Genomic DNA, 11,569 nt, shown 5'->3' on the forward strand with positions numbered 1-11,569 from the left:
CAAAGTGTACTCATCAGTACACTTTGAAATTTTGATATAAAAAATTTAACATAAAATCTCATATACGAAATTCGGGTATTAGAACCCATTCAAAGTGTACTCATCAGTACACTTTGAAATTTTGATATAAAAAATTAGTTCATCGCACTTTGCCGGGAAATGCAGCACGGATCTTGAGGAAGAAGTAGTCCGTGTCGCGGTATCCATAGGCCATCCGCTTAATGACTTTGATCCGGTTGTTCATGCCCTCCAGCACGCTGGTGTTCAGCCGGTGGAGGGCACTGGAAACGATACCCTCCATATATGGCTCCAGCTTCTTGGCAAATCGTACCAAAGCATCAATTCCGCTACCGAGGGCCATGCCGGCCCATTCCCGCCAGGCGCTTCTGGCCGTCGTCTCGCTTTCCGCAAACCATAGCGTCTTAAGTTGGTCCTTGAGCACGTACACCGTAGTCAAGAACGCATTGGCGGCCAGGAGTTCGTCCAGCTTGACCGCCTGCTCGGGCTCAAGGTTGTCAGCATTGCGTAACAGTATCCAACGGCTGCTTTTGATCACCTTGCGGGCGACCTTGTCATCTCGCAGTTGATTGGCCTGATCAACTCGCACTCTATCCATCACTTCGCGGCCATACTTAGCCACCACATGGAACAGGTCGTAGACCACCACCGCGTTGGGGCACTGGGCCTTCACTTCAAGATCGAAGGCTGAGTTCATGTCCATGGCCACTGCCTCGATCTGGTTCCGGGCATCGCCTAACCACTCGAAGAACGGCCGGATCGCCTCACGCGAGCGGCCCTCGCCAATCCACACCACTTGCTGGGTGTCGGCACAGGCGACCACCGTGGCGTAGCGATGACCCTTGTGCAAGGCGAATTCGTCCATCATCAGGCGGCGCAATCGACTTCGATCTGGCTCGTGCAAATCACGTTTGAGCCGCTCCATGTCAATAGTCTTGACTGTATGCCAATGCAAGCCCAAAAGATTGGCAACATGACTGACGGGCAGCATCTGTACTAATTTCTCAATCCAGTTGCGCAATGATTGCGTAATACGGGAGCGCGGTGGTAGCCAATCGATCCGCTCTCTGGTTGGACCGCATTGTGGACAACGCAGCCGCCGCACAGGTACATCCAACTCGACGCGATACTGCATAATTGGTGACTCGCGAACTCGGCGCCAATTGATGTCATGTACCAGGAAACAAGGGCAATCGCATCGGCTACAAATTGGCGTATGCTCCTCGTCGTGTGTAAGACGGATCAGCAAAGTCTGTTCATCTAGAAGCCCATGAGACGCTGGCGAAAAGCCCTTCCAGAACAGGCTCCAAACATCAGCGCTAGTCATGATCATGGACCGATTGCGCGCTATCGGTGCCTTGTAGCGCCAAGGCATCATGTTCTTCTTGGCTGAGATGGCGTCTGTTGGGATTGATGCAGGACAGACAAAGCACTGCTGTTGCGAGGATGAGGCAATAAGCGATGATCGGCCAGGTGGTACCAGTCGATAAAAGCGTAATAATGAGTGTCCCGATAATCCCTAACAGTAGTCCACCCAAACAGAAGTAGACTGCTGTAGCGGTCCCAGCGATATGATCGAAACCTCGAAGAGCGGCATTGGGTGCCACCGATACCGCAGTGGCGATACCAACACCCACGAGCCACATCGGGGCGATGAAGCCAAGCACCGAGACCGGTGCCAATGTCTCGCCAACAGCGAGCAACAGCGCTCCCGCCATCAGACACCCCATTCCCACTCGTAAGGTCTTCAGGCTTCCCCACCGGGGAATCAGTCGTCCCATGATTCGCGCTGTAGCCATCATAGCGATGGCCACTGTAGCAAATAGCAAGCTGAAGCTAAGTTGCGATAACCCTTGCCTCCCCATCATTAGCCAGGGGGCGGTCGAGAAAAAGACGAAAAAGCTGCCCATCCCCGCGCTGTAACAGAGCGTGTACAGCCAGAAGTTCAGGTGTTTCACAGGAGTCAATAGCTGCGACCACTGTAGGTCTGCCGTCCGGTGCCGCCGAGTCTCTGGCCAGAGTCGCCAGGCTGCGATAACAGCGCCTATCATTGCCATCCCTAGCAAGCCGAAGATTGCGCGCCATCCGAGCCACGCGTCGACCAGCGCTCCTAGCAGTGGGCCTATCGCAGGAACCATCGCAAGCATAGAGCCGAGCAAGCCATAGATGACGTTGCTTTCCTCACGGCCCGAATAGATGTCGCGTACCGTCGCGAAAGTGGAAACGAGACATGCCGAAGCGCCGCAGGCCTGAAGAACGCGGAAGCTCAGAAAAAGTTCTGGCGATGAAACTACGGTGAGGCCGAATGAAGCCGCAATATAGGCAATCCCGCCACCAAGTAAAACGGGGCGGCGACCCAGCCGATCCGACAGTGGGCCGAAGAGAAGCTGTCCGGCTCCAAGCAAAACCAGGTATGCCGTCAACGTCAGCTGGATCGTCCCTGCACCGGACCCAAGTGCATCCGCCATGAAAGGCACCACGGGCAGGTACATATCCATGCCCAGTGACGCCAGCAAATCGAATGGTGATAACAGCAATAGCGTGGCGGGAAGAGAATACCGCCAAGAAAAATCTTTTGAGCGCACGAAGCCATCTCCTTAAGTTAAGAATTTGGCGGCGCTCTTGCAGAGCAACTAGGTTCTTGAGAACGCCGCAACAACCGAAAACGAAGGTTGCTGCGGCTTACTTGTCTGCTTTCTTGGTAGCGCTCATGTGCGGGTTATCTCATGGATGAGTCCATATCGTAACAATCTTCACGCTAAAGTGCAAAGAACCAAAAAATTTAACATAAAATCTCTTATCCGAAATGAAAAAAGGGAGCTAAAGCTCCCTACGTATCATCACATTAATAAGCTAGCACAGACTGTAGTAAGACTCAGGAAAGTGTCCAAAAAAATTCTGTTTAATTTGCTCAATCTCGACCCCGTCAGGATACTTCGCCAACTGCTGATCAAGCCAAACCAAAAATGCCTCCTGATTGTCATAACAATGGTTTACAGCTAAAAATTCAGCAATCCCGTATCCCCTTTGGATATTCAGCTCTCTTAATAATTGACGTCCAACTAGCCTTGTTTGTTCACTGATCCAAAGTTCTCGGTTATATAACATTCACTTTCTCCTCAACTATATGAATGAGGGTGATGTAAGCTGTAAACTTTGATTTAGTAGCTTCACCCTGTATAATTTCAAATTAGAGGTTAAATCTACCTATAAAGACAAATTATAACCTGCTGTAGGTTATAATTTACCAAACCAGTTCCACTATTGCAACAAAAAAACAACCTACAGCAGGTTATTTTTTTTTACTAAAAGATATTATGATTAACTGCAAGTTGTCTTCCCTAATGGGCGAGCGTAAGATTCTGAAAATCAGTGACGTAGTCAATGCTACTGGAATCAATCGAAATACATTGACTGCACTCTATTACGACAGGGCTATTCGGATAGAATTATCGGTAGCTGATAAGTTATGCAAGTATTTCGATTGCAACATGAATGACCTGTTTGAATATACAGATGACGAGAATGAAGAACAGTAGACTTGTACGCTTTAACGTACAAGTTCAGGTTTGAACGTATAAACCTACCAAAAACTCGGGCCATCATAGCCTCTAGTTCTTTCCTGTATTTGCTGCTGTTCTTGTTCCAACTGCTTCTGTTTACTCAGTTCTGCCTCATAATGTGATCGATACAGCTCATAATTATTTTCAGCACGAATCCGCTTGATCTCCTCGATCATTTCTTGCTGCTTGGCCAATAATTCTGGTTCATTTTTCCGTGCAAAACGCACCGCCTTGTTCATCACAGGCACATCTTTTAACTGCGTGCCGTGCTTTTTGTTGTAATCACGATGGGAAAGGCAGCTGACAAAGCTTGGAACTTCAACCGGGATGCCACGGATTTCCACGGTCTTGGTCGGTGCATACTGTGCCAAACTTGCATTGATAAGTTCTTCCGTCTTCTGCCGATACAGCTGCAACTGAGCTTTCCCCATGCCCAGGACATCAGCCGTCAATTTCTGAGCACCGCCTTTTTCAGGCTGTTTCGGGTTGTATCGCTTAAAAAACTGCTCTGCTGTCCGCTCGATGTCATCCACATGCCGCTCGCTATACATGAAATGTAGGTGCGGCTGCTCAATGCCGCCAATCGAACCCGCATGGTTATGAATGGCACAGGTGAAGGGATAGCGGTAACGGTCGGCAAATTCGGCAATAAACTGCTCGGCCAGTTCAATCCTTTGTGCTTGATTTAATTCCTTTGGAAAAGCCACTACCAGGCTGGAACAAGTTCGCCCATTGCTGCGTTCATAAACATCGGCTGCCTGCCAGAACTCTGCCGGCTTACCTTCGGCAAAACTCGGCATGTTGCCGGATTTCACAAACTCGATCTGTTCCGCTGCGCTTTCTTTGTAGTGTCTGAAATGCGAGGTCCGCGTGATGTAGTGGAACCTGTTCTTGGCTGTGGCTGCATTCTTAACTTTGCCGGAGCGAGTTTTCACGGCTGTTTTTACGGTATGTTCCAGGTTGCAGTAGAACATGTGTCCACCTTCAAATTCGTGCAGCCTCGCAGAGCCTGCGGAGCACGAGGAGTAGTGTTTTTAATTCGATATAATTGCGTAGTAATTATATCGAATTAAAAACACGGAAACGAGCTTAAGAATTAAATAAAATGTTCCCACATTTTATTTAATTCTTCCCGTGCCAGCATATAATGTCTGAAATCATAAAAATTGTGCCCTTTTTATACCTGCGGAGAATGCAATGGCGACTCGTGGAAGACCAGCGAAAGTACTCTCATCAAAAGATTTATTCGAATTAGAAGAATTTCTAATGAATCTAGATTTTCTCAAAAAAAACCAGCAACGAGCCAACACCATTCTGCATAGTAAAGAATATGATGAATTAGATGAAAAAGACCTGCGCTTGTTAAAAATCGTCCATCGGGAAAAAGTTCAATTTGAACAAAGACAGCGACTGATAACCCAAATACAACTTAAACAAAGCAACAAGCAGCCGCTTTTGGCGAATGAAATCGAAATTTTGCAGTTACTTGAAAAAGAGCAAGATCAGGAAACATTCTTTCGTCTTGATCGAGCTTTACAATCCTACCAAAAGCTCGAGAAAGCAGCCTTGGATGACCGTATACGCCTCGAAAATGAGCATAGACGGGAGGTACTAAGGAAAACAGCCAAAACCCTCTCAGAAGCTCAAAGGAAACGAAATATAGAGAATCAACGTAAATATGAGTTAGGTGGGGCGGTTTTGGCAGCATTTAAACAACTTAACATTGATATCAGCCAAAGTACGCCGGATCAAATTAAAAATAGAATCATAAATAATAAAAATTTTGTAGATAAAGTAAAAAATACCAAGATATTCAATGAAGTTAAGAAATATCAAGATAATTATTTTAACCGTGAAAAGTTATTTGTTGATGTGATTCAAGGACTAGCAACTTGGTCAAAAGATGAAAAACCTTTATGCACAATAGAAATTATAAAACATAAAGATAAATATAGTTAAAAAAACCATGGTGTTATAGAGCGAGTGTCTACGAGCGAACCACCAAAATTCGCGTCTAGACCCTCTGAAAAACCGTTTTTTTAGGCAGTGAAGCCTAAAAGAGTGAAAATCACATGCAGAGTATTGAGCTTAAGCCTGTATCCAGTTAAGCCCTTAGCGTTCTACAGCGATAAACATTCAGTCTTCAGGGTCAATCAAAGCAGCAAGAAAGACACCAAAATTTACGAGGCTAACAGAAACAAATACCTCTGTAGTTATAAGTGAAGCATCACGTGGCGGTAAGGGATAATGGGGGTTATTCAAAACTTAATTCATAATTCAAAGCTTCGTCAAAAAGAAGCTGTAGTTTATGAATTGTTTGTTCAGAACTCGGATTTATATGTATTTTTATGCTTTGATTGTCTTTAATATAATAGATAAAAGTATACCCAACACTTAAAAGATGAGTGCTTTTCAGTGTTAATTCTTCACCATTTAAAAATATTAATGATAAATATGCTGTTGAATCTAAATAATTAATACTTGAATCTAACAAGATATATTGATTTTCATTTTTTGTTAACAAGCTCACAAAGAACCTCATTTTTGATCAAAAAAATGAGCTTACAGAATTTAAATTTTTCATGATTTCATTTGTTTAGTTTCTGAATTTTTTTTTGCATTAAACTTAACTTTCATAAAGTGAGTGTCTACGAGCGAACATTGAAAAGTCGCGCCTAGACTTTCTGAAAAACAGCTTTTTAGGCTGAGAAGCCTAAATAAGCGTAAATCACATGCAGGTATTTGCACCTAGATCGAGCGAAGCGAGTAAAAAAAGCTTTTGAGCGAAGCGAAGTCATAGTTGCTTTTGCTTTTTACATAATTTTAGAAGGTATTTGCAAAAAATTGCCCCGACGAATCGAGCGAAAGCGAGATTCAATAGAGTTTGAGCGAGTGAAACGAAGCGAAAACCAAGGGCAATTTTTCATGACTTGGGCTTTTAATTATTTTTAATACTTTTAAATGTTTTTAAATGGTCTGAAAGCCTTAGTCTACAGTGCTTTCAAGGAACATATAGCAACGTTTCCTCGGTTATATAGCAACGTTTCCTCGGTTATATAGCAACGTTTCCTCGGTTATATAGCAACGTTTCCTCGGAATTTGACAACAAATATTTATTATGTTGTTATAACAACATAATAAAACCGTTGCTAAATAGAATGATATGGCCGACTTAGTCGTAAAATCAAATAAACTTGTTCAAGCCTTACAGACACTTACTTTAAGTGAAACTCGCCTATTACAGCTCGCTATTGTCGATGCTCGTGAAACAGGTCAAGGATTATCAGCAGAAGAACCATTAGAACTAAATGCTAGTAGATATGCTACAGCCTTTAATGTTTCACCTGATGCTGCTTATTTAGCTTTAGTTGAGGCAGAAGATTCTTTATTTAAAAGACAATTTACTATTACCAATGAAGATGGAACTTTAACAAAAAGTCGTTGGATTCAAGATGCTAATTATCGAAAAGGTGAAGGTCGCATACTAGTAACATTAACTCGTGTTGTAATTGAACATGTCACAAAAATAGATGGCTTTGAACAATATTTTACTAGTTACCATCTTAAAAAAACTGCCGATTTTAAAAGCGTTTATGCTGTACGACTCTATGAGTTGTTAATGCAATGGAAGTCTGTAGGCAAAACACCTATATATGAGTTGAATAAATTCCGTAGCCAATTAGGTATAGGAGTTAATGAATATGATCGTATGGAGGCTTTTAAAAGACGTGTTTTAGATATTGCTATTAAACAAATTAATGAGCTTTCTGATATTACCGTTAAATATGAGCAACATAAAAAAGGTCGTGCTATTTCAGGTTTTTCATTCGCCTTCAAACAAAAGAAAACGAATCAACCAATAGCAGATAAGCGAGATCCAAACACGCTAGATCTTTTTTCAAAAATGACGGATGCTCAACGTCATATGTTTGCTAATAAGCTTTCAGAATTACCTGAAATGGGGAAATATTCTCAAGGTACAGAAAGCTACCAACAGTTTGCTGTACGTATTGCTGAGATGCTACAAGACTCTGAAAAAATCAAAGAACTAGCCCCATACCTAAAAAAAGTGGGATACATGCCATCAAATAAAAAGGACACAGTAAATGGCTAAGTTATCGCTAAGTGAAGTATCTAAAAAATTTCATATTGATAGGTCAACCATTTACAGAGCTGTACGTAATGGGCGTTTATCACGCTCTAGTGATGGTCAATTTGACCTTTCGGAAGTGATTAGATGCTTTGGGGAGCCAGAGCAAACATCTCAACAAATTGAATCTTCTACATCAGATAGCGATGAATCTACAAAAAAACTCATTATTCATTTAGAAAATGAAGTTAAAAAATACCAAGAACGTGAAGAGCGTTTAATGCAGCAAATCGACCGTATGCAGACGCTTATTGAGTTAAAAACTGTTGCACCCGCCACGGCAGCGCCACAACAAGATGCTACGGCATGCGACACCGATATGCCACAGCATGCGACAACACAACAAGACAATGATAATAAAAAGAATAATGAATTAAATATTGTAGAAAACGTGGCAGTGCCACAGCAAGAAACTACAGCACACCACAGCCAAACGCTACAGCATGCCACGTTGCAAAATGTGGCAGTGCCACAACCTAAAAAACGTAGCTTATTTGGCCGAGTACTGAGTGCGGTATTCAATGAGGACTAAGCTCTCCAAGGAGCATTACGTATGAAAAAACTGAAAGAGATCCTACAAGGCATTGCATTTCTATTTATCGGGATTCCTATCATGATTATAGCCAGCATTATGGATCAACGAGCCTTTAAAAAGGAGAAGGATCAGCGCCAAAAAGCCCAAGAGCAAAGCAAGTGATTGTTCACCAGAGCTTATTAAAACCGTGGAACATTGTTCAGTTATTGATCGTGGAACATGAACAATCATAAAAAAAGCCCATTCGAGGGTGAATGGGCTATAAAACAAGTATCAACACATTGAATTATAACACAATTTAAAAAGCATTGCGTATAACGTGTATTATGTTAATTTTAGATAAACTATAGAATCCATTAGTTTTTAAACCAATAAATTAAATATTTTATGGAACTCCAGAATATTTATTCAGGCGATACTTAAGCAATAAGGGTAGGGTGATTACATAAAGTATTGCAGCTAATGCCCATACCATTCCAGGAGCTGATGCCTGAGTCATAAAATAGAGGCTAGTAACTAATACAGGACCAATTATAGCCCCCAGACTATTAAAACTGCTTAATAGCCCTTGTAATTCACCTTGTCTTTCATCACTAATACCTCTGGACATCATTGCTTGCAAAGCAGGAGCGGCTACTCCACCAAGGGCAAACAATGGTAACAACGCAAAAGGCACCCATTCTTCAACAGCAATAGATAAAAGAAGTAAACCAATTGCATCGCAAGCTATTCCACATAACAACGTATTTTTCTCTCCAAACCTCTTTACCATAGGGGCGATAGCAAAAGCCTGTGCAATAGAATGGCATATTCCATAACTAGCAAGGGAAACACCTGCAATAAATATACTCCAGCCATAACGATCCTGCCCATAGATAACCCATAAAGTTGCGGGGACTTGTGAAACCAATGTGATAATTAAAAAGATACCAAGCAATGGAGCCATATTAGGTTGAGTGATCAAATAGGATAATTTCTTTAATATTGATTGCTCCTGAACCTTCTCAGTCATTTTATTGCTGTGTTTTGATTCTTTTAATAAGACTGCTGTCATTATTAAATTAATCCCATTCATAAAAGCAGCAGCAAAGAACGGTGCATGTAAGTTCCATTCACCCAAAACTCCACCTATTACCGGACCCGCTATAAACCCAATACCAAAGACAGCTCCAAGGAGACCAAACCTTTTTGCACGCTCATGGGCTGGAGTAATATCTGAAACATAAGCTGTTGCAACAGCCATGTTGGCACCTGTAATTCCCGCAAAAATACGACCAATATATAGCCACAATAGAGAAGGAGCAGCAGCCATTAGGAGATAATCAGCCGTTGCACCAGCAATTGAAATAATTAATACAGGTCGACGTCCAAATCGGTCACTCAACGCTCCAAGGATAGGTGCAAAAATGAACTGCATCAGAGCATACACAGCTAATAAAGCACCATAGTGAACACCGCCTGCTTCAGCTCCAGCCAATGACCGTAATAATTCAGGCAAGATCGGCATAATTAAACCAATCCCAACAGCATCCAGAAATATAGTGATTAAAATCACGCTCAATGATTTCTTCACAAATGCCTTCTCTAGCAATGATAGAATTAATATTCTCTCACACACTCCCTATCAGTGATAGATTTATGAGTAAAAAAGATATTGCACCTCAACGTCTGACACGTGAAATAGTCCTGCGTACCGCATTGGATATGTTGAATGAAGAAGGCATAGATTCAATAACCACACGCAAGCTAGCTCAACGATTGGGTATTAAATCTCCAACTCTATATTGGCATTTCAAGAATAAATCCTTGTTAATGGAAGCAATGGCGGAAACCATTATAAATGAACACCATTTAGTTTCTTTACCCATCGATGGGATGACATGGCAAGATTGGTTGCTCGCTAATTCTGTAAGCTTTCGTCGAGCACTACTAGCTTACCGTGATGGTGCTCGTCTACATGCAAGAACTAGCCCCAGTCAAGGACATTTCAACACGATTGAGGCCCAAGTTGCGCTGTTATCTCATGCTGGGTTTTCTCCTGTTGAAGCAGTTGCATTACTTATGACATTAGGAAGGTTTATTGTTGGGTGGGTCCTTGAGGAGCAGCAAGAAGAAATAAGATCAGACCCACCATTCGAAGCCGATCCAACTATATATCCACTCATGCTCCAAGGAGTGAATACCTTACAAAATATGAATGCGGATGACATTTTTGAAAATGGGATTCGTATGGTGATTATCGGTGCTGAAAGACAACTTGATATTAAAATGCAAACTTAACTCTATACTGCTTTAAGCAACTGTTCTATTTAGTAATAAAGCTTTTATCCTTAATTATTTAACATAATAGAGCTTATACGAAACGCAATTTAAAATATTATTGTTTTTCATATAGTTATAAAATTTTGACTGACTTCAAAAACAGTAAAAAGCCGACTTAGAAACAAGTCGGCTTTTTTATGAGCAGGTTTGATACCTTTTGCCAAGAACATAGGTTATTAAATAATCAATTGATAAAATATATTCTTATTATTTCATTTACTCATAAAATATATTCATTATAATGTTGTGTATTCGATCGAATACAATAAAGAGGAACTTTCATGACCGAGATTAAACGTCTCCCTGAATTTGATGAATGGCTAGATAGCATTAAAGACAGTATGACCCGTCTTAAACTGAATCGAAGATTAGATAAGGTTCAGCGTGGTAATTGGGGCGATGTAAAGCATCTTCAAGAAGGTGTTTGGGAAATGCGAGAGTTCTTCGGACCAGGTTGGCGCATGTATTACATCAAACATGGTGATGTAATCATTGTGATGCTTGGAGGTGGTGATAAATCTACACAGCAAAAGGATATAGAACGAGCTGTTGATTTATCAAAATCTTTAGAGGATTGAAAAATGGTTAAAATAGCTGATCTACCTAGCTTTGACATGGCAGAAGCACTTAAGAGTGAAGAAGATATTGTAATGTATCTTAATATGGTTCTTGAAGAGAATGACCCTGCTGAACTAGCTCATGCACTTGGTGTAATTGCTAAAGCTCGTGGTATGACTCAAATCGCTAAAGAAGCAGGAATTGGACGTGAAGCACTTTACAAAGCACTCCGTCAAGATTCAGCACCTCGTTTTGATACGATTAATCGTGTAGTAAATGCTTTAGGTCTAAAACTAACTGTGCAGAATGCATAACTATTAATAAAATTTTGTCTAAGTTCCATCTTATTTAACATAAAATCTCATATACGAAATTCGGGTGTTAGAACCCATTCAAAGTGTACTCATCAGTACACTTTGAAAT

The 11,569-nt window shown here is 41.7% G+C and carries 14 protein-coding genes; 8 read left to right on the forward strand and 6 right to left on the reverse strand.

Translation table 11 applies throughout. The annotated features are described in order from the left end of the window. Window positions 1-139: 139 nt before the first annotated feature. From HX124_RS17145 to HX124_RS17155, 3 genes are all read right to left on the reverse strand, one after another. Entirely contained in the window at window positions 140-1,345 is a 1,206-nt protein-coding gene (locus HX124_RS17145; RefSeq protein WP_020753573.1) for an ISL3 family transposase, read from the reverse strand. Further along, window positions 1,338-2,603, reverse strand: a complete 1,266-nt coding sequence (gene cml / locus HX124_RS17150) for a CmlA/FloR family chloramphenicol efflux MFS transporter (protein ID WP_020753574.1) — start codon at window positions 2,601-2,603, stop codon at window positions 1,338-1,340. Before cml ends, HX124_RS17145 begins: the two co-directional genes overlap by 8 nt. Window positions 2,604-2,871: 268 nt before the next feature. Then, on the reverse strand, window positions 2,872-3,126 hold the full coding sequence (locus tag HX124_RS17155) for a hypothetical protein (RefSeq protein ID WP_004787794.1): 255 nt from the start codon (window positions 3,124-3,126) through the stop codon (window positions 2,872-2,874). Window positions 3,127-3,335: 209 nt separating this feature from the next. On the opposite strand from HX124_RS17155, the gene HX124_RS17160 reads away from it, so the two are divergent. Continuing rightward, a complete protein-coding gene (locus HX124_RS17160; protein ID WP_034590295.1) occupies window positions 3,336-3,557 on the forward strand; it encodes a helix-turn-helix domain-containing protein in 222 nt (73 codons plus the stop codon). Between the two features lie 44 nt (window positions 3,558-3,601). On the opposite strand, the gene HX124_RS17165 is transcribed toward HX124_RS17160, so the two are convergent. Continuing rightward, window positions 3,602-4,555 carry a MobA/MobL family protein gene (locus HX124_RS17165; protein WP_004787791.1) on the reverse strand — a complete coding sequence of 318 codons (954 nt, stop codon included), beginning with the start codon at window positions 4,553-4,555 and terminating at the stop codon, window positions 3,602-3,604. A gap of 223 nt (window positions 4,556-4,778) precedes the next feature. On the opposite strand from HX124_RS17165, the gene HX124_RS17170 reads away from it, so the two are divergent. Continuing rightward, window positions 4,779-5,540, forward strand: a complete 762-nt coding sequence (locus HX124_RS17170) for a hypothetical protein (RefSeq protein ID WP_286384291.1) — start codon at window positions 4,779-4,781, stop codon at window positions 5,538-5,540. Window positions 5,541-5,835: 295 nt separating this feature from the next. On the opposite strand, the gene HX124_RS17175 is transcribed toward HX124_RS17170, so the two are convergent. After that, entirely contained in the window at window positions 5,836-6,111 is a 276-nt protein-coding gene (locus HX124_RS17175; RefSeq protein ID WP_286384293.1) for a hypothetical protein, read from the reverse strand. A 633-nt stretch (window positions 6,112-6,744) separates the two neighbouring features. On the opposite strand from HX124_RS17175, the gene repM reads away from it, so the two are divergent. Genes repM through HX124_RS17190 form a run of 3 tightly spaced genes read left to right on the forward strand, consistent with a single transcriptional unit; the run spans window position 6,745 to window position 8,428 of the window. Then, complete coding sequence (gene repM / locus HX124_RS17180; protein ID WP_161420425.1) at window positions 6,745-7,695, forward strand: replication initiation protein RepM; 951 nt, start codon at window positions 6,745-6,747, stop codon at window positions 7,693-7,695. Next, window positions 7,688-8,263: a plasmid replication DNA-binding protein gene (locus HX124_RS17185; protein WP_161420424.1), complete on the forward strand. Its 576-nt coding sequence runs from the start codon at window positions 7,688-7,690 to the stop codon at window positions 8,261-8,263. The genes repM and HX124_RS17185 overlap by 8 nt, the downstream gene beginning before the upstream one ends. A 21-nt stretch (window positions 8,264-8,284) precedes the next feature. Beyond that, window positions 8,285-8,428: a hypothetical protein gene (locus HX124_RS17190; RefSeq protein WP_004968401.1), complete on the forward strand. Its 144-nt coding sequence runs from the start codon at window positions 8,285-8,287 to the stop codon at window positions 8,426-8,428. A 223-nt stretch (window positions 8,429-8,651) separates the two neighbouring features. Here the strand turns inward: HX124_RS17190 and tet(39) are convergent, their stop codons facing one another. Next, entirely contained in the window at window positions 8,652-9,839 is a 1,188-nt protein-coding gene (tet(39), locus tag HX124_RS17195; protein ID WP_046267530.1) for a tetracycline efflux MFS transporter Tet(39), read from the reverse strand. Between the two features lie 65 nt (window positions 9,840-9,904). On the opposite strand from tet(39), the gene HX124_RS17200 reads away from it, so the two are divergent. The 3 genes from HX124_RS17200 to HX124_RS17210 all read left to right on the forward strand — a co-directional run bounded on the left by HX124_RS17200 (window position 9,905) and on the right by HX124_RS17210 (window position 11,460). Further along, window positions 9,905-10,546: a TetR/AcrR family transcriptional regulator C-terminal domain-containing protein gene (locus tag HX124_RS17200; RefSeq protein WP_004787586.1), complete on the forward strand. Its 642-nt coding sequence runs from the start codon at window positions 9,905-9,907 to the stop codon at window positions 10,544-10,546. A gap of 323 nt (window positions 10,547-10,869) precedes the next feature. Beyond that, entirely contained in the window at window positions 10,870-11,166 is a 297-nt protein-coding gene (locus tag HX124_RS17205; protein ID WP_004787583.1) for a type II toxin-antitoxin system RelE/ParE family toxin, read from the forward strand. A gap of 3 nt (window positions 11,167-11,169) precedes the next feature. Then, complete coding sequence (locus HX124_RS17210; protein ID WP_004787581.1) at window positions 11,170-11,460, forward strand: addiction module antidote protein; 291 nt, start codon at window positions 11,170-11,172, stop codon at window positions 11,458-11,460. Window positions 11,461-11,569 lie beyond the last annotated feature (109 nt).

Source organism: Acinetobacter sp. 226-1 (assembly GCF_030329325.1).
GTDB lineage: Bacteria > Pseudomonadota > Gammaproteobacteria > Pseudomonadales > Moraxellaceae > Acinetobacter > Acinetobacter sichuanensis.

Coding starts and splice junctions, on each gene's coding strand:
- HX124_RS17165 (WP_004787791.1), bottom strand. CDS start 4,555: ATGTTCTACTGCAACCTGGAACATACCGTAAAAACAGCCGTGAAAACT.
- HX124_RS17160 (WP_034590295.1), top strand. CDS start 3,336: ATGATTAACTGCAAGTTGTCTTCCCTAATGGGCGAGCGTAAGATTCTG.
- HX124_RS17205 (WP_004787583.1), top strand. CDS start 10,870: ATGACCGAGATTAAACGTCTCCCTGAATTTGATGAATGGCTAGATAGC.
- HX124_RS17155 (WP_004787794.1), bottom strand. CDS start 3,126: ATGTTATATAACCGAGAACTTTGGATCAGTGAACAAACAAGGCTAGTT.
- HX124_RS17210 (WP_004787581.1), top strand. CDS start 11,170: ATGGTTAAAATAGCTGATCTACCTAGCTTTGACATGGCAGAAGCACTT.
- HX124_RS17170 (WP_286384291.1), top strand. CDS start 4,779: ATGGCGACTCGTGGAAGACCAGCGAAAGTACTCTCATCAAAAGATTTA.
- HX124_RS17145 (WP_020753573.1), bottom strand. CDS start 1,345: ATGACTAGCGCTGATGTTTGGAGCCTGTTCTGGAAGGGCTTTTCGCCA.
- repM (WP_161420425.1), top strand. CDS start 6,745: ATGGCCGACTTAGTCGTAAAATCAAATAAACTTGTTCAAGCCTTACAG.
- HX124_RS17190 (WP_004968401.1), top strand. CDS start 8,285: ATGAAAAAACTGAAAGAGATCCTACAAGGCATTGCATTTCTATTTATC.
- HX124_RS17200 (WP_004787586.1), top strand. CDS start 9,905: ATGAGTAAAAAAGATATTGCACCTCAACGTCTGACACGTGAAATAGTC.
- HX124_RS17185 (WP_161420424.1), top strand. CDS start 7,688: ATGGCTAAGTTATCGCTAAGTGAAGTATCTAAAAAATTTCATATTGAT.